Raw genomic sequence first — 16,150 nt, 5'->3', positions numbered from 1 at the left:
TGCTGTGCCCGTTCCAGCCTTGATCCGGCTGCAAACCGTGCCATGCTCGCAGGCCAGAGCCAGCCGGGAGGAGCCAGCCATGATTGCCGTGATCTTTGAAGTCGAACCGCATGCGGATCATGTCTCCGCCTATTTCGATCTTGCGGGCGCACTGAAAAGCGAATTGTCAAAGATCGACGGTTTCATCTCGGTGGAACGCTTTGAAAGCGTGACCACACCGGGCAAGTTCGTCTCCCTGTCCTTCTGGCGCGATGAGGAGGCCCTTGCCGAATGGCGCAGCCTTGCCCGGCACCGGGCCGCGCAAACCGCCGGACGGACCCGCATGTTCACGGGCTACCGCCTGCGCGTTGCCGCCGTCATCCGCGACTATGGCCTCGAAGACCGCACGCAAGCCCCCGAGGACAGCCGCGCCCTGCACGGGTGATGTATCACCCGTTCGCCACCAGCCACCACAGCGAAGGATTGAGGATCTGATAGGCATACAGGGGTGGCCTGTGCAGAACACCAAGGCCTGAGATGCTGACATGTCTTGCCTTGAGAAGACCCAAGCATCGATACGTATACCCAAGCCCCGAAGAGACCAGTTCATCGAAACTTGGCATAACTCAATCTGCTCAAAGTTCGATTACAATGCCCAGCTCCCGGGCCAGCCGATAAGCTCGCCCGGTTACGGAGCCGGGATGCGAAGTTACTTGACGAATTTTCCAAGCATCGCAAATACCTTGTTTGCAGTGGTACGAGGTGAATGATCAAGAAGCTGGACCTCAACTTCTGTATCAAGACCCGGAACCCCAAGCGGCAAGTCAAACTTGAGCTCCGCGACACCTCCGCCGGAAATGGACTCAATCTTCGACCCGACCGCAACCTCAGTTACGATGAAGTAGGGCTTGTTCCGCTCGAGCACACCAGGACAGTTCTCATACACATTGTCGAGGATATATTGCTCGGCGGTCTCCGATCCGCCAGATGGCGCTCGCAAGACATCGTAGCCGGACACCCGTAACTTCTTGTATGGAAGCTCATAGGGCTTACCAAGAACTTTAACCTTGATCTTGAAGGCAGAGAGACTGTCCTCAATGATCTCGGGCACCCTTTCAGTCTGGACATCTCGCTTCATGTCAAGGAGCGCTGTCTGCGTATTGAAGTCATTCTCGCACAGTTTAACATAGCGCCCAGACTCTCTGACCGCATAAATCCCCGGCGTTGATATGCCTGAGCGAGTAAACGGATCAACAAAATAGGCCTCAGGACCGAGCGCCTTTTCTGCTACTGATACGTCGACCTTTTGCGTCAACCTCGAAGAAACATCACTAAGTGTTGGTTTGTCTGGGTCACAACCAGCAACTAAGAACAAAGCCATTAAGAAACAGGATTTTTTCAGCATATCGCCCCCCGGCTGCAGACACTGGAGAAGCAACCTAGCATTAGGGCGTCATATTTGTAAAACTTGAAATTTAATCCATAGGAATATGACCACACCGGGCAAGTTCGTCTCCCTGTCCTTCTGGCGCGATGAGGAGGCCCTTGCAGAATGGCGCAGCCTGGCCAGCCACCGGGCCGCGCAAACCGCCGGGCGGACCCGCATGTTCACGGGCTACCGCCTGCGCGTTGCCGCCGTCATCCGCGACTATGGCCTCGAAGACCGCACGCAAGCCCCCCGAGGACAGCCGCGCCCTGCACGGGTGATGTCGCATACCAAGGCTTTCGATGCTGACGCATCGGCCTTGAAATTGCTCAAGCGCCGCACGGGCTTGACCAACTCTCGATGAGGCGGGCTCATCGCGAGTTGGTATCATCCGTTCGCCACCAGCCGCCGCAGCGACGGGTTGAGGATCTGGTAGACGTCACAGGGCAGACCGCAGGACCAGCGGGTTTCCCGCCAGTTGAGCCCCGCCCGGTGCAACACCTTGCGCGCCGCCGCATTGCCGCGGGCAACGAGGCAGATCAGGTGGCTGTAATAGGTGTTGAGGAAGAACCAGTTCACCAGCGCCGGAGACAGCTCGCTGGCAAGACCCTGCCCCCAGTGCGGACGGCCGATGACGATCTCCATGCTGATTTCGGAGGTCGGTTCATGCGGTTCGAAGCCGGCCCGGCCGATGAAGGTGCCGTCCTTGGCCAGAACCTTCCACATGCCGAAGCCCTGCAGCGCATGGCTGGTGACGTAATCCACCAGACGGCTCGCCAGCCAGATATCGTCCGGCACACGCCGGGAAAAGCGGCGGCTGATGTCGAGATGAGCGTTCACTTCCGGATCTGCATGAAGCGTTTTCAGCTCATCCAGATCGTCCGGCGTGAAGGGTACGAGGCGTAAACGGCGTGTCGCCAGTACGGTATCCTGCATTGCGCATTCTCCCTTCGTCCTCATCGTTATTTTTGACGGGACGAGGAGATAGAGAGCGATTGTGCGCTTTAAAGGGCTGTTTGACGACAATCCGGCGACAGTTCCCTGACAGTTTGACAACCATCAGAAATCATTGAGGATTTCACGCGCCAGCAAAGCCAGGTCCTGCGCCTGCGGATCCTTGCGCGGCCAATCGGACAGTTGCCCGCGGAAAAAGGTCTCCTGCCGCTTGGCATACTGGCGCGTCGCCACCGTCAGGGCGAAATGCGCCTCCTCCCGGCTGCACTCCCCGCGCAGCAGCGCGCCGATTTCGGCAATGCCGATGGCCCGCATGGCCGGCAGCGTATCCGGCAGCCCCAGCGCCAGCAGCGCCTCCACCTCGGCAAGGCCTTCGGGGGCCAGCATCATCTGCGCGCGCAGCGCAATGCGTGCATGCAGCCAGGGGCGCGGTGGGGCGAGAACCACCTTCACCAGCCCTTCCGGCCCCAGCAGCGGCGTCCCGTGCGCCTCGGCCTGCCAGTCTGCCAGCGTCCGGCCGGTGCCCAGCACCACCTCCAGCGCCCTTGTCAGGCGCTGCAGGTCCATCAGCCGCTCTGCGGCTTCTGCATCCAGCGGGGCAAGCTCTGAGCGAACGGCTGAAATGCCGCCTTCAGCAGCCAGCGTCCGGCATTGCTCCCGGATACCGGCGGGAATCGGCGGCACTTCGGCAAAGCCCTGTGTCAGCGCCCGGAAATAGAGCCCCGTGCCACCCACCAGCACCGGCAGCTTGCCCGCCGCCCGGACGGCTTCAATCTCACCGCGCACAAGATCGAGATAGGCACCGGTGGAAAAGGCCTCGCTGGCAGGCAGGCAGCCGTAAAGCCGGTGCGGCACCAATGCCTCGTCTTCGGCGGAGGGACGTGCCGTCACCAGCCGCAGTTCACGGTAAAGCTGCATGGAATCGGCATTGATCACCACGCCATTGGCGGCACGGGCCAGCTCAATGGCCAATGCCGACTTGCCGCTGGCCGTCGGCCCGGCTATCAGGATCGCGGTTTTTGCTGTTCCGGCCATGTTGCTCCGGCCTTCTGCCCGTTCAAGAGGTTCCACGATGCCGTCTCTGGTTGCCACGCTCGTTTCCAATCCGGCTTCACCGGCCCTTGATGACACATTTCTGGCCGAAGCAGCCCGCCTGCTGAACAGTGCAGCCGCCCCTGCCCTTCTCTCTCCCGGCGTTGCCGCCGATCTCTCCGTGGGGCTGGACCTGCCCGCCCGGGACGTGGAAGCCCGCCTGCGCGCACTGGCCGGCACCCGCCCGGTGGACGTCTTTGTGCAGCCTGCGGAAGGCCGGCGCAAGCGGCTGCTGATCGCCGACATGGATTCCACCATGATCGGACAGGAATGCATCGACGAACTGGCCGCAGAACTCGGTCTGAAGGACCATATTGCCGCCATCACCGAACGGGCAATGCGCGGTGAAATCGAGTTCGAGCCCGCCCTGCGCGAGCGTGTTGGCCTGCTCAAGGGCCTGCCGGTTGCCGCCGTCGCCGATGTTCTGGACAAGCGCATCACCCTGATGCCCGGTGCTGTTGCGCTGGTGCGTACGATGAAGGCCAATGGCGCCTATTGCGCACTGGTCTCAGGCGGCTTCACCCTGTTCACCGGCCCGGTGGCAGAGCGCATCGGCTTTGACGAGAACCGCGCCAACATTCTGGAGCATGCGGACGGCCAGCTGTCCGGCACTGTGCGTGAGCCGATCCTTGGCCGCGAAGCCAAGCGCGAGCGGCTTGAGCAACTGGTGGCGGAGAAGGGGCTTGCCTTCGGCGAGACCATGGCTGTGGGTGACGGTGCCAATGATCTGGCCATGATCGCCCGTGCCGGTGTGGGCGTTGCCTATCACGCCAAGCCGAAGGTGGCGGCGGAAGCGGACATGCGAGTCGATCACGGCGACCTGACGGCGCTGCTCTTCATTCAGGGATACCGCTTGCAGGACTTCGCCGCCTGAGGCGTATCTTGCTCAGGCGGGCCTTGTTCAGGCCGGGATACGCACCGGCATGCCGCTGGCCTGCTTTTGCGGCGTGTCACTCGCCTTGAGGAGTTGCAGGACATCAGCCGCAGGCATGGGGCGGCCAATGAAGAAGCCCTGTGCCTGCGAACAGCCTTCCCGGCGCAAGGCCTCCATCTGGGCTGCCGTCTCCACCCCTTCTGCAGTCGTTTCAATTCCGAGACTGGCGCAGAGACTGGTAACGGCCCGCACCACGGCCCGCTTGTCTTCCCCCTCATGAATGTCCTGAACAAAGGCCCGGTCGATCTTCACCTTGTCAAAGCGGAACTTCTGCAAATAGCTGAGGCTCGAGTAGCCGGTGCCGAAGTCATCCATGACGATACGCACGCCAAGGCTCCGCAACTCTTCAAGAGTCGTAAGCGTCGCTTCCGTATCCTGCAACAGCACACCTTCGGTGATTTCGATTTCCAGACGGCTCGCCGGAAGGCCCGATGCGCCAAGCGCCGCCAGAACATCGAGGACCAATGTGCGCGTGCGGAACTGGACCGGAGAAATATTGACGGCCACCCGCACGTCCGAGGGCCAGGAGGAAGCCTCACGGCAGGCCTGTTTCAGGACCCAGGAGCCAATAGCGCTGATCAGCCCGGTTTCCTCGGCGATGGGAATGAACTCACAGGGCGGAATGTTGCCGCGTTCAGGATGCGGCCAGCGGATCAAAGCTTCGAAACACGCAATCTGACCATGGTTGAGGCCATAAAGCGGCTGATAATGCAGCTGGAACTGGTCCTCCGCGAGGGCCGAGCGCAGGTCGAGCTCCAGTTCCCGGCGCTGCTGGATCTGGGCATCCATCGCCATCTCGAAGAAACGGTGGATGTTGCGCCCGTCCTGCTTGGCCCGGTACAGCGCCATATCCGCATGCATGAGAAGCGTGTCCGCGTCTTCCCCATCCTGCGGAGAGATGGCAATGCCGATGGAGACGCCGACAAAGATGCACTGTCCGCTGATATCGAAAGGCTGGCCGATGGCATCGATGATCCGGTCCGCCATGTCCGCTGCCTGCGCCGGACTGCGCCGTCCGTGCAGCACGATGGCGAATTCATCGCCGCCCAGCCGGGCAATCAGGTCCTCTTCGCCAATCGCCTGCCGCAGCCGCACGGCAACCTCGACCAGAAGCCGGTCGCCCACCGGATGCCCCAGTGTGTCGTTGACCGTCTTGAACTGGTCCAGATCGAGATAAAGCAGCGCCGTCGGCTGGCCGGTTGCAAGGCTGCTGGCAACATATTCCTCGGCCTTTTCCCGGAACAGGATGCGGTTGGCAAGGCCGGTCAAGGAGTCATGATGGGCAAGATGGGCAATGCGCTGCTCCTGCCGCTGGCGCTCCGTCACATCTTCGTAGACCGCGACTGACCCGCCTTCTTCCGTCCTGGCAATGGTGACCACGATGGTGCGTTCGTCCCGCACCTGAACGATACGCTTGCGTGTCACCTGCAGCCCGGCCGCCAGCCTTTGATCCTGCGGGCCTTCGTCGGCAATCACCTGCGCCCCCTGCCCGATGCAGGCTGAAACGACCCCGGCCCGGGTGGTGCCGGGCTGAACCGCCGCCTCCGACAGATCAAACAATGCACGGAAGTTGCCATTGGCAAGGATCACCCGGTCATCCGGCCCGCACATCAGGATCCCTTGCGGAATGCTCTCCACCGCCGAGGACAACCGGTCGAACTGCTGCTTCACCTCCTGGCGGGATGAGGCCAGCAGATCCTGCCGCGCAGCCTCCAGTGACTGCATCAGGCTGTCAAACGCCGCGCCCAGTTCTCCGATCTCGTCCGGACGCCTGATCAGATCCTCCGGCACCGGATGGATGGCATCGCCCGCATCCCGCAGGGCTCTGGCATGGCGCGTAAGCCGTTCGACCGGCCGCGCCACAGCAGCACCAAAGGCAAGCACGGCTCCGATACAGGCGAGGCAGGCAAAGGCTGCCACCGCGAGAATCGTGAACATCCCGGCATCGATGCGCCGGGTGATCATCGCCGTGGTATCCTCATTCTGCTCCCGCGCCCAGATGGCAAGTTTTTGCACCGCCTTCGTCAGCCGGTATTCAGAAAGCCGCAGCAGGCGCATCACATCCGTCCGGGCCCGGTCGATGGTAATTGCCTGTTGCAGAACGGCCTCCAGCGGACCGCCGGCATCCACCTCGCTGGATACGGCGCGGATTGCATCGCGCAGCGGCCGTGTCCGGGGAAAAGAAGACTGAGCCTCCAGCCAGGGCATCAGCTGGCGGGAAATCGCTCCAATGCCCTGTGCTGCGAGATTCTGATTCTGGATCGCTTCGCCAAGATTGCGCGTTCCTGCCGCATACCAATCCCCCAGAAGACTGGCATCGAACCGCTCCACTTCCTTGCGCAGGTCATAGGCAAGACGAATAACCGGCCAGTTCTCCACCATGGCTGAACCGAGCCGCGCCCTCTCAGCCTCAAGACCATCAGCTTTGCCGATCATCTCGCGCATGCTGCGCTCGTCAAGCGCGACTGCGCCATCCACCTGTTCCAGCAGCCTGTCCAGCGTCGCATTCATGCGCTTGAAGTTGAAGCGGATACGCTCCTCGACGCGCCTGCGCTCCTGAGAGTTCAGAATATGCTGGTCGCAGACGGCCAGAACCTCGCCCTGAATTCTCTTGAAATCATCCCGCGCCCGGATCGCATCCTGGCCCAGCGTCTCGAGATTGCGCTGCCGGATCGACATATCAAGCGCATCAAGCTCGGAATAATCGACTGACCGCAGATTGAAGGCTGCAAGCGCCGGATCTCCGCCCGTGCGGAAGAAACACTCATCAATCAATGTCCGCGACAGGCCGGCAATCTGCTGGACGCTGGCCGTTGCGCGAAGGGCGTCCACATAGAGCGGGCCTGTCGCCTGGCTCATCAGATGCATGCCGCCGGACACCGCCTGCATCTGCCGGATGCTGACAAGACCGAGGCTCAGGATAAGGAGAACAAGGACGCCGCCGAAACCGGCAACAGCAATGCGCAGGCGCTGAAATCGCAGGAGCACAGGCAATGAAAACCAAAAGCGCATCCAGAACCTACCCCATCTGGAGTTCCTGCCTCAGACAAACAACACTCAAAACACCACCTGCGCCGCCCCAATCCATGGCAGCGGATAAAGCGAGCCCCTGACCAGGATAACACTCGTATAAATTGCTATACGTTTCGTAAAAAACATACGTCAAACAAGAAAATAACGTAGCGTCATTAACAACACCCTTCCGGAACAGAGGCACTCAAAGGTTGCATATCAAAAGCAAGGGGCGCGGAACATGTCCGCGCCCCGATCAGGTAAGATAAGACAAGAGCCTGATTTTACTTCTGTTCCTCAATCCGCACCGGAATGAAGCGCAACTCTCCGTTCGGATTGGCCAGCAGAAGCAGGGCTGACTTCCGGCCGCTCTTTTTCAGTTTCTCGACCTGGGCAGCAACTTCTTCAGGCGTCTTTACCGGCTCCTGGGCAACTTCCTTTATGGTATCACCTGCCTGGATCCGTTTCTCCTCTGCGGAACTGCCAGAGATCACTTCGGTCACGACAACGCCTTCAACCTCGGCGTTGATCTGGAACTTTTCGCGCGAGGCATCGTCGAGAACCGCCAGCTTCATGCCCAGAACTTCGCTGGTCTTCTGCTCTTCCTCTGCCGGCTTCTTCTCTTCTTCGGCCGCACCTGCGGCATCTGCCTCTTCAAGACGGCCAAGCGTCACCTTCAGGGTCACCCGCTCGCCCTTGCGCAGCACGACAACATCCACTTCCTTGCCGATAGCCGTGTCGGCCACCATACGCGGCAGGTCGCGCATCGCCGGAACCGGCCTGCCGTCGAACTCGACGACCACATCCCCCGGCAGGATCTTGGCAGCAGCAGCCGGGCCGTCATCGGACACACCGGCAACCAGCGCACCCATGGCCTTGTCCATGCCCAGGCTTTCCGCGATTTCGTCGGTCACTTCCTGAATGCGCACACCGAGCCAGCCGCGGCGGGTCTCGCCGAACTCACGCAGTTGCGCTATCACAGCCGTTGCCGTGTTCGAGGGAATAGCAAAGCCGATACCAATGGACCCGCCTGACGGGGAAATGATGGCCGTGTTGATGCCAATGACCTTGCCGTCCATATCAAACAGCGGGCCGCCCGAGTTGCCCCGGTTGATGGCTGCATCCGTCTGGATGAAGTTGTCATAGGGCCCCGCATTGATATCGCGCTTGCGGGCGGAGACGATGCCGACGGTGACCGTGCCGCCGAGGCCGAAGGGATTGCCGATGGCCATCACCCAGTCGCCGACGCGGATCACCTCGCTATCGCCAAACTCGACCGCCTTCAGCGGCTTCACCGGCGTCACCTTCAGCACGGCAATATCGGTTTTTTCGTCAACGCCGATGACTTCCGCCTTGAGCTTGGAGCCATCGTTGAAATTGGCGGTAATTTCGTCCGCATCCTCGATCACGTGGTTGTTGGTGATGATGATGCCTTCGGTGCCATCAATAACAAAGCCGGAGCCAAGGGACTGTACCCGGCGCGGCGAACCGCCCCCCTCACCGCCCTCGCCTTTGTCCTGCCGGTTGAAGAACTCGTCAAAGAACTCCTGGAAGGGAGAGCCTTCCGGCAGCTTCGGCATGGGGATCGACCGGCGGGCCTGAACGGTCTGCTCCGTCGAGATGTTCACCACCGCATCGGCAAGGCCTTCCGCCAGATCGGCGACGGAAGCGGGCCCCTGCGCAAGCGCGACTTGGGCCGGCGACACTGCAACAAAGGCCGCCAGCATCGCTGCGGCTGCCGTCCGGGCTCCGCGGGAGAAGGGTTGAGCTTTGAAAATACGGGCCATAGGCCGCTTTCCTCCATACCATCGGGCGGGCAGGTGCCCGGGTCACGAAATCACTCTAACGATATATGCAAACATGGCGCCAGTTCGACAGCAATCGGACTGGCGCCATGACATTTCCGAGAGGCAAAGAAGCCTTTCAACCGCGAACCAGCCAGATGACGAAGACACCGGCAGCCAAGGCAGCAAGGCCGACGCCGCGCAACACGCTGTCATCCATATCGAGCACGCTGCGCAGCATCGCTTTCATGCGCCCTGGCGCCAGCGCATAGAGGGTTCCCTCCAGCGCCAGCGCCAGGGCAATGGCTGTTATCAGATCGCTCATTGCCCCGCAGGTGCAGCACCGGCGGCCGGTGCCTGGAGCGGCATCTGCACAGGCGCAGCCGTTGCTGCCGCAGCCCCGGCCGGATCATTGAAATACCGGAAGAAGCTGGAGTCGGGCGACAGCACGAAGCTCGTCTGACCGGTCTTCAGGCCTGCTTCATACGCCTGCATGGAGCGGTAGAAGGTGAAGAAGGACGGATCCTCGCTGAAGGCCTCGGCAAAGATGCGTCCGCGCTCCGCGTCACCGTCACCGCGCAGGATTTCTGCATCACGGCGGGCTTCGGCGATCAGAACCGTTGCATCACGATCGGCACGCGAACGGATGCGGCGGCCCTGCTCTTCACCCTGGGCGCGGATTTCGGTCGCTTCACGCTCACGCTCGGTCTGCATGCGCGAGAACACGGCCTGGCTGTTGGCTTCCGGCAGATCAGCACGGCGAATCTTCACATCCACCACCTCAAGACCAAGATCAGCCGTTGCAGCCGACACGAGCGTGCGGATGCGGGTCATGATCTGCGAGCGGTTGTCACGCACCACGGCCGTGAAGGTCGAACGGCCGAGTTCGTCACGCAGCGCGCCCTGCAGCAGCGTCGAAAGGCGCTGGTTGGCGGCGTTGATGTTGTTGACGCGCTGATAGAACCGGACCGGATCGGAGATGCGGTAACGGGCAAACGCATCCACCACCAGGCGCTTCTTGTCCGAGGCAATGGCTTCCAGCGGCGGCATGTTGAAGTCCAGGATGCGGCGGTCGATGTAGACCACGTTCTGGACCAGCGGGATCTTGAAATGCAGGCCCGGCTGCTGGGTGGCGGAAACCACCTTGCCGAACTGAAGAACAAGCGCCTGCTGCGCCGGGTTGACGATGTAGATGGAGAGATAGAGGACGGTCAGCGCGAGTGCGATGATGACCCCGAGAAAACCGAGAACACCGTTCTTCATTACTGCTGTCCCCCGCCGTTACGCACTGCCGGCTGCTGCGGCTGGCTGGTTCCGCGGCCCAAGAGATCGTTGAGCGGCAGGTAAGGCACCATGCCCTCGCCCGCCTTCTGGTCGATGACGATCTTGGCATTGCTGCCAAGCACCCGCTCCATCGTTTCCAGATAGAGGCGTTCACGCGTCACATCCGGCGCCTTGCGGTACTCTTCATAGATCTTGGTGAAACGCTGCGCCTGACCGGTCGCCTCGGCGATGACCTGATCGCGGTAAGCGTTCGCCGCTTCAATGACACGGGCCGATTCACCGCGCGCTTCCGGCACGATGCGGTTGGCATAGGTCTGCGCTTCGTTCTGGATACGCTCCTGGTCGGCACGGGCGGCCTGAACGTCGCGGAAGGCATCAATGACCTGCTGCGGCGGGTCAACCTTCTGCATCTGCACGCTGACGATGTCGATACCCGCCTGATAGTCATCAAGCGTCGTCTGCATCAGGTTCTGAACGGCAACCTGGATCGGGGCGCGGTTTTCCGTGAGGATGGCGTCGATGTCCGAGCCGCCCACAACTTCACGCATCGCGCTTTCGGCAACCGCCTTCACGGTGCCTTCGGGATCCTGGATGTTGAACAGATAGTTGGCCACACCCTCGGTCGTCGTCTTGATGCGCCACTGCACCTTGAAGTCAGCGTCGACGATGTTTTCATCACCGGTCAGCATCAGGCTTTCTTCCGGCACGTCCACCGTGCGCAGCGTGCCGCCGGAGACGCGTTCCTGCATGCCGATCGTCATTTCCTGCAGGCGCAGGACTTCCGGCTTGTAAACCTCACCGACCGGATAGGGCCAGTTGTAGTTGAGGCCCGGCTGGGTCTGGCCCGAGACCTTGCCCAGCACCAGTTCCACGCCCACCTGATCCGGTGCCACGCTGTAGAAGCCCGTCAGCATCCAGCCGCCGACGAGCACGACGCCTGCCAGCAGGATGCCCTTGACGCCGAAGTTGCCGCCACCGCCCGGCAGAACCGTCTTCATCCGGTCCTGCGTCCGGCGCAGCAGTTCTTCAAGATCGGGAGGATTGCCGCCACCACTGCGATTGGGGCCGGAACCCCACGGTCCGCCGTTATTGCCGCCACCGCCGCCGCCCCAGGGACCGCCGTTTCCGCCGCCCCCCTTCCAGCCGCCACCGCCACCGCTCTGGTTGCTCCAAGGCATCAAGACATCCTTCTTCGGGGGGCAGGTTTCCTGTCCCCTGGTTGAACTTGTTGTATCTGACCTGCTGGGGGTTATAGGAAGGTTAGCGGCCGCTGACAACGCGCAGCCTCCGGTGCCTCCCAAACTCAGCCGGATTCAGGTTTATCACCCGGGACATGGGTTCCATGACCCGGATTTTCAAGGCTTTGCGACGCCTAAGGTTACGCCGCGGGCGCGGCAGGGCGACGCATATCCACATGCGAAATTCCATCCTCCAGATAGATTTCGCCGGTGGGCTCAAACCCGTGGCTGCCATAGAAGCGCTGCAGATGCGCCTGGGCAGAAAGTTCCACGTCAGCCTGCGGATACAGATCCCAGGCCCAGGCAAGCCCTGCCCGCATCAGATGATCGCCCAGCCGCAGCCCCCTTGCATGCGGGGCAACGACAATGCGCCCCAGCCGCGCGAAAGGCTCTTCCGCAGAAGGCGCAAAGGCGCGCAGATAAGCAGCAAGACGCCCCTCAGCGTCCTTCAAAAGATAGTGAAGTGCCTCGGGGTCGCGGCCGTCGATCTCCGGATAGGGGCAGTTCTGCTCCACCACGAACACGTCAACGCGCAGCTTCAGCACCTCGTAGAGGTCCACAAGCGGCACGTCCTTGAAGGCGAACCAGCGGCAGGACCAGCCCTCCGGCAACGCCCGTGCCGACGTCATGCTGCAGTCCTCCGCCGGTAAGTCTGGAAGGTCACATTCGCGCTGTCCTTGTCACTGCGCTCTGCGGCCCGCTCTGCCACCAGGTCCCACTGGCCGGTGCTGAATGCCGGGAACACCGTATCCCCCTCCGGCGTGGCGTGAACGCGGGTCAGCTCCAGCCGGTCTGCATGGGCCATGGCCTGCGCATAGATCTGGCCGCCGCCGATGATCATCACCTCTTCCGCCCCGCTCTCTGCCGCCAGCTTGCCGGCAAGTTCCAGCGCCGCTTCAAGGCTTTGCACCAGATGCACGCCTTCCGGCAGTTCAAGCGCCTGCCGCGAGATCACCACATGGGGGCGTCCCGGCAGCGGCTTGCCGAGGCTTTCAAAGGTCTTGCGGCCCATCACCACCGGCTTGCCCAGCGTCAGCGCCTTGAAGTGCTTCAGATCAGACGGCAGACGCCAGGGCATGGCATTGTCGGCACCGATCACCCCGTTCTCCGCCACCGCCGAGACAATCACCGTTTCCAGCATTTTTCCGCCTGCGCTGATCATAGGTTCACCGCCCCAGTGCCTTCAGGCCGAGATCCGGCTGATCGGTGAAGAACCCATCCGCCCCGGCCTCCGTCACCGTCAGGCGCACCAGTTCCCCAAAGTCCGGCGCAAAGGGCGGCAGGCGGTCGGCGCGCAGGGTGTAGGGATGAACCGCAAGGCCAAAGGCCTTGGCATCGCGCACCAGCGGCGTCACCTCGGCCACGCCGTCCTTGTTTTCATCCGTCAGAACCTGCGTCAGCGACGGCCCGATCCCATCCGCCACTTCGGCAATGGCTGCCAGCCCTTCCGGCGTCTTCAGCCAGTCGTAATCCGTGCCCGGCGCCATGTTCCAGCTGTTTTCCCCCAGCAGCTGCACCAGCTTGCCCTTGTAGCCGAGCTCCTGCCGGACGCGGCGGATCTCGTTGAAATCAAAGGACTGGAGATAGACCTTGGCATCGGCCCCGGCGAGGTCATGCGCCGCCAGCACGGCAATCACCGCCCTGGCGAGATCCTGGCCTTCATCCCGGTGGAAGGCAGGAGACTTCAGCTCCGGATAAATGCCCAACACCCAGCCGCTTGTCTGCGCAAGGCCCTTCAGGAAGACGATCTCTTCCTCCAGGGTTGGCACCGTCAGGCCCATTTTTACCCGGGGAAACCGGCCGGGAAAGGCAAGACCGCCGGTGCGCCCGGCCCGTTCCAGCACCTGCAGCCGGCGGATTTCCTCAAGGGTGAAGTCGATGGCATAATGCAGGCCATCAGCCCGCGCCCGGCCCGCGAACACCTCGGCCACGTCCGTCGTCGCATCCAGCGTGATGTCATGCAGCACGATGGGCACGCCATCCTTCGTCAGCACCACATCCTGTTCGATGTAGTCTGCCCCCATGCCCACGGCCAGCGCCTTGGCGGCCAGTGTATGTTCCGGCAGATAGCCGGAGGCGCCGCGATGGGCGATGACGAGCGGTTCTGCCATGGCAGTGCCCGCCATCAGGATGAGACCGAGCAGGGAGGCAGGCAGAAACTGGCAAGGACGGCGCATGGCGTCTCCTTTTGTGTGGCTGGCAGAACGTGGGCGAACCGCCGTCCGGTCAGACGGCAATCGGTGCCTTGATCGCGGGATGCGGATCATAGCCCGACAGCTGGAAATCCTCATAGCGGAAGGCGAAAAGATCGGTCACGGCGGGATTGAGTGTCATCACCGGCAAGGGCCGCAACTCACGGCTCAGCTGCTCGCGCGCCTGATCGAAGTGATTGGCGTAAAGATGCGCATCCCCCAGCGTGTGGACGAAATCGCCCGGCTTCAGCCCGCAGACCTGCGCCACCATCATGGTCAGCAGCGCATAGGAGGCGATGTTGAACGGCACACCGAGGAACACATCCGCCGAGCGCTGGTAAAGCTGGCAGGACAGGCGCCCGCCGGCCACATAGAACTGGAACATGGTGTGGCACGGCGGCAGGGCCATCTCGTCCACCAGCGCCGGGTTCCAGGCGGAGACGATCAGGCGGCGCGATTCCGGGTTCTTGCGGATCATCGCCAGCACATTGGCAATCTGGTCGATGGACCGGCCATCGGGCGCAGGCCAGGAGCGCCACTGCGCGCCGTAGACAGGGCCCAGGCCGCCGTTTTCATCGGCCCATTCATCCCAGATGCTGACGCCATTGGCCTTCAGGTAGCCGATGTTGGTGTCACCGGCGAGGAACCAGAGAAGCTCATGGATGATCGACTTCAGATGCAGCTTCTTCGTCGTGACGACCGGGAAGCCCTCTTCCAGATTGAAGCGCATCTGGTGGCCGAAGACCGAGCGCGTTCCGGTGCCCGTCCGGTCGCCCCGGTCGATGCCCTCATCCAGAATGCGCCGCATCAGATCATGATATTGCTGCACGTGGTTGCCCGTCCGCTGTCCTGTTCCGGCTGTCTGCCTGTTCTGGCCCGCTGAGGGCCTGGGCGCAAGGATTCATTGCCGGTGCGCGGCTCCTGACAGCCACTCCATCCACAGGCGCCCTGCCCCCCTTTCAATCGGCAAGCGAAATGCCTATATTCCAACTGCCGGTTCACCGGCTACGGCGATAAATTGACTGTGTAATAAGCCTATCGGACCCGGGGGCGGTACCCGGCGCCTCCACCCAAGCCCACCCCAGCGGTGGGTTTCGGCGGGGGCGAAATAGGATCGACGAGGGTGTAAAGACTGCTCTTTCGCTCGGCATGGTACCACCGATATCGGACCAAATCTGTAGTTGCAAACGACAACTATGCTCAGGACGTCGCTCTCGCCGCGTAATGCGGTGCGAGTTGTCCACCTAAAGCCCTGACGGGTAGCACTGTCAGGCGGGGTTCGGAGGCACCTGGCAACAGAAGCCTCCACTTAACCCCCCAAAGCAATCCAGAGATTTCCGCTGTTTTTCAGCGCCGCCAAGGCATTGCCCCTGCGTCATGCTCTTGCCACAGCGCCGCAGCATGCCCATTATTTCCCGCATGCGCCCTTTCCGGCATCCGGAGCGGAAGCGGCGTGGAGGACGGGTCTGCGAAAAGCCGGGATTACGAGCCTTTCAACAGGGCGATATGTGACGCGAGGGGCTTTTCTTTTGACCGGCAAAGGGTCAAGGTGCCCGAAATTGATTTGATTCCGGCGGACAATAAAGAATGGCAGAAGACCTGCTCCGTTATGACATCATCGTGCAGGACGCCCTGCGGGCGGCGGTGAAGAAGATCCTTGCCGAAGTTGCCCGGACGGGCCTTCCCGGCGAGCACCATTTCTACATCGCCTTCGACACCAATGCTCCCGGCGTGCGGATTTCCTCGCGCCTGAAGGAGCGGTATCCGACCGAGATGACCATCGTTCTCCAGCACCAGTTCTGGGATCTGGCCATCGGCGAGCACGCCTTTGAAGTGGGCCTGTCCTTCGGCGGCATTCCGGAGAAGCTGCTGATCCCCTTCAGCGCCATCAAGGGCTTCTTCGACCCTTCCGTCCAGTTCGCGCTGGAGTTCGAGCCGGGCAAGACCGCAGAACCCATTCCGGACGATCTGGTGGAAGCCGTCGGCGAACTCGCCAATCTGGAAGCTGCCGCTGCCAAGTCCCTCGAGGACAAGAACGTCAAGCCGGCCACGCGCAAGACGGCGGCAAGCGCCGGCAAAGCCGAGAAGGCTGAAAAGGCCGCCAAGGCGGACGCAGCAGAAGAGGGCTCCAAGGACGAAAAGCCGGCCGAAGGCGGTGAAGTCGTCTCGCTGGATGCCTTCCGCAAGAAGCCGTAAGATTGAGATCTGCGGAGGATCCGGTCACAACGTCCGGGCCTCCCTGTTGGATCAGATAT

At 61.9% G+C, this 16,150-nt stretch carries 15 protein-coding genes, 1 other RNA gene and 1 pseudogene; 5 read left to right on the top strand and 12 right to left on the bottom strand.

The genetic code is table 11. The annotated features are described in order from the left end of the window. The first annotated feature begins 79 nt into the window (after nt 1–79). The gene (locus tag AC0CMF_RS12160; RefSeq protein ID WP_374629026.1) at nt 80–424 is read left to right on the top strand and encodes an antibiotic biosynthesis monooxygenase family protein; all 345 of its coding nucleotides are present in this window, start codon (nt 80–82) and stop codon (nt 422–424) included. Between the two features lie 264 nt (nt 425–688). Here the strand turns inward: AC0CMF_RS12160 and AC0CMF_RS12155 are convergent, their stop codons facing one another. Beyond that, the gene (locus AC0CMF_RS12155) at nt 689–1,384 is read right to left on the bottom strand and encodes a hypothetical protein (RefSeq protein WP_374629028.1); all 696 of its coding nucleotides are present in this window, start codon (nt 1,382–1,384) and stop codon (nt 689–691) included. A gap of 82 nt (nt 1,385–1,466) precedes the next feature. On the opposite strand from AC0CMF_RS12155, the pseudogene AC0CMF_RS12150 reads away from it, so the two are divergent. Continuing rightward, nucleotides 1,467–1,686 (top strand): annotated as a pseudogene (locus AC0CMF_RS12150) (antibiotic biosynthesis monooxygenase family protein); the annotation flags it as partial. A 106-nt stretch (nt 1,687–1,792) separates the two neighbouring features. On the opposite strand, the gene AC0CMF_RS12145 reads toward AC0CMF_RS12150, so the two are convergent. Then, a complete protein-coding gene (locus AC0CMF_RS12145) occupies nt 1,793–2,341 on the bottom strand; it encodes a GNAT family N-acetyltransferase (RefSeq protein ID WP_050474209.1) in 549 nt (182 codons plus the stop codon). Nucleotides 2,342–2,464: 123 nt separating this feature from the next. Continuing rightward, nucleotides 2,465–3,394, bottom strand: coding sequence for a tRNA (adenosine(37)-N6)-dimethylallyltransferase MiaA (gene miaA, locus AC0CMF_RS12140; protein ID WP_374629051.1), 930 nt, complete (start codon nt 3,392–3,394; stop codon nt 2,465–2,467). A 37-nt stretch (nt 3,395–3,431) separates the two neighbouring features. Here miaA and serB point away from each other — a divergent pair, with 37 nt between their 5' ends. After that, the gene (serB, locus tag AC0CMF_RS12135; protein WP_374629029.1) at nt 3,432–4,325 is read left to right on the top strand and encodes a phosphoserine phosphatase SerB; all 894 of its coding nucleotides are present in this window, start codon (nt 3,432–3,434) and stop codon (nt 4,323–4,325) included. 27 nt (nt 4,326–4,352) lie between these two features. Here serB and AC0CMF_RS12130 read toward each other — a convergent pair whose 3' ends face one another. From AC0CMF_RS12130 to AC0CMF_RS12090, 9 genes are all read right to left on the bottom strand, one after another. Beyond that, a complete protein-coding gene (locus tag AC0CMF_RS12130; protein ID WP_457166954.1) occupies nt 4,353–7,373 on the bottom strand; it encodes a putative bifunctional diguanylate cyclase/phosphodiesterase in 3,021 nt (1,006 codons plus the stop codon). 308 nt (nt 7,374–7,681) lie between these two features. Next, nucleotides 7,682–9,184 (bottom strand): Do family serine endopeptidase, encoded by a 1,503-nt coding sequence (locus AC0CMF_RS12125; protein WP_374629031.1) that lies wholly within the window; start codon nt 9,182–9,184, stop codon nt 7,682–7,684. Between the two features lie 136 nt (nt 9,185–9,320). Further along, nucleotides 9,321–9,506, bottom strand: coding sequence for a DUF2065 domain-containing protein (locus tag AC0CMF_RS12120; RefSeq protein WP_019964455.1), 186 nt, complete (start codon nt 9,504–9,506; stop codon nt 9,321–9,323). Continuing rightward, complete coding sequence (hflC, locus tag AC0CMF_RS12115) at nt 9,503–10,444, bottom strand: protease modulator HflC (protein ID WP_374629032.1); 942 nt, start codon at nt 10,442–10,444, stop codon at nt 9,503–9,505. The genes AC0CMF_RS12120 and hflC overlap by 4 nt, the downstream gene beginning before the upstream one ends. After that, entirely contained in the window at nt 10,444–11,643 is a 1,200-nt protein-coding gene (gene hflK / locus AC0CMF_RS12110) for an FtsH protease activity modulator HflK (protein WP_050474215.1), read from the bottom strand. The genes hflC and hflK overlap by 1 nt, the downstream gene beginning before the upstream one ends. A 200-nt stretch (nt 11,644–11,843) precedes the next feature. After that, nucleotides 11,844–12,332 carry a GNAT family N-acetyltransferase gene (locus AC0CMF_RS12105; RefSeq protein WP_374629033.1) on the bottom strand — a complete coding sequence of 163 codons (489 nt, stop codon included), beginning with the start codon at nt 12,330–12,332 and terminating at the stop codon, nt 11,844–11,846. Next, complete coding sequence (locus AC0CMF_RS12100; RefSeq protein ID WP_374629035.1) at nt 12,329–12,865, bottom strand: dihydrofolate reductase; 537 nt, start codon at nt 12,863–12,865, stop codon at nt 12,329–12,331. The genes AC0CMF_RS12105 and AC0CMF_RS12100 overlap by 4 nt, the downstream gene beginning before the upstream one ends. Nucleotides 12,866–12,869: 4 nt before the next feature. After that, the gene (gene glpQ, locus AC0CMF_RS12095; RefSeq protein WP_374629036.1) at nt 12,870–13,880 is read right to left on the bottom strand and encodes a glycerophosphodiester phosphodiesterase; all 1,011 of its coding nucleotides are present in this window, start codon (nt 13,878–13,880) and stop codon (nt 12,870–12,872) included. Nucleotides 13,881–13,929: 49 nt separating this feature from the next. Continuing rightward, the gene (locus AC0CMF_RS12090; RefSeq protein WP_374629037.1) at nt 13,930–14,724 is read right to left on the bottom strand and encodes a thymidylate synthase; all 795 of its coding nucleotides are present in this window, start codon (nt 14,722–14,724) and stop codon (nt 13,930–13,932) included. 124 nt (nt 14,725–14,848) lie between these two features. Here AC0CMF_RS12090 and ssrA point away from each other — a divergent pair. Next, nucleotides 14,849–15,205: a transfer-messenger RNA gene (ssrA, locus tag AC0CMF_RS12085) on the top strand. A 277-nt stretch (nt 15,206–15,482) separates the two neighbouring features. After that, the gene (locus AC0CMF_RS12080; protein ID WP_058899364.1) at nt 15,483–16,091 is read left to right on the top strand and encodes an SspB family protein; all 609 of its coding nucleotides are present in this window, start codon (nt 15,483–15,485) and stop codon (nt 16,089–16,091) included. Nucleotides 16,092–16,150: the final 59 nt, after the last annotated feature.

The organism is Pannonibacter sp. CBAS1226 (assembly GCF_055685825.1).
The sequence above is the reverse complement of the archived record's forward strand: the minus strand, read 5'-3'. Positions and strand labels throughout refer to the sequence as shown.

Bases quoted from the DNA above. Each gene is read 5' to 3' on its own strand.
- AC0CMF_RS12160 (WP_374629026.1), top strand. From the start codon at position 80: ATGATTGCCGTGATCTTTGAAGTCGAACCGCATGCGGATCATGTCTCC.
- AC0CMF_RS12155 (WP_374629028.1), bottom strand. From the start codon at position 1,384: ATGCTGAAAAAATCCTGTTTCTTAATGGCTTTGTTCTTAGTTGCTGGT.
- AC0CMF_RS12145 (WP_050474209.1), bottom strand. From the start codon at position 2,341: ATGCAGGATACCGTACTGGCGACACGCCGTTTACGCCTCGTACCCTTC.
- miaA (WP_374629051.1), bottom strand. From the start codon at position 3,394: ATGGCCGGAACAGCAAAAACCGCGATCCTGATAGCCGGGCCGACGGCC.
- serB (WP_374629029.1), top strand. From the start codon at position 3,432: ATGCCGTCTCTGGTTGCCACGCTCGTTTCCAATCCGGCTTCACCGGCC.
- AC0CMF_RS12125 (WP_374629031.1), bottom strand. From the start codon at position 9,184: ATGGCCCGTATTTTCAAAGCTCAACCCTTCTCCCGCGGAGCCCGGACG.
- AC0CMF_RS12120 (WP_019964455.1), bottom strand. From the start codon at position 9,506: ATGAGCGATCTGATAACAGCCATTGCCCTGGCGCTGGCGCTGGAGGGA.
- hflC (WP_374629032.1), bottom strand. From the start codon at position 10,444: ATGAAGAACGGTGTTCTCGGTTTTCTCGGGGTCATCATCGCACTCGCG.
- hflK (WP_050474215.1), bottom strand. From the start codon at position 11,643: ATGCCTTGGAGCAACCAGAGCGGTGGCGGTGGCGGCTGGAAGGGGGGC.
- AC0CMF_RS12105 (WP_374629033.1), bottom strand. From the start codon at position 12,332: ATGACGTCGGCACGGGCGTTGCCGGAGGGCTGGTCCTGCCGCTGGTTC.
- AC0CMF_RS12100 (WP_374629035.1), bottom strand. From the start codon at position 12,865: ATGATCAGCGCAGGCGGAAAAATGCTGGAAACGGTGATTGTCTCGGCG.
- glpQ (WP_374629036.1), bottom strand. From the start codon at position 13,880: ATGCGCCGTCCTTGCCAGTTTCTGCCTGCCTCCCTGCTCGGTCTCATC.
- AC0CMF_RS12080 (WP_058899364.1), top strand. From the start codon at position 15,483: ATGGCAGAAGACCTGCTCCGTTATGACATCATCGTGCAGGACGCCCTG.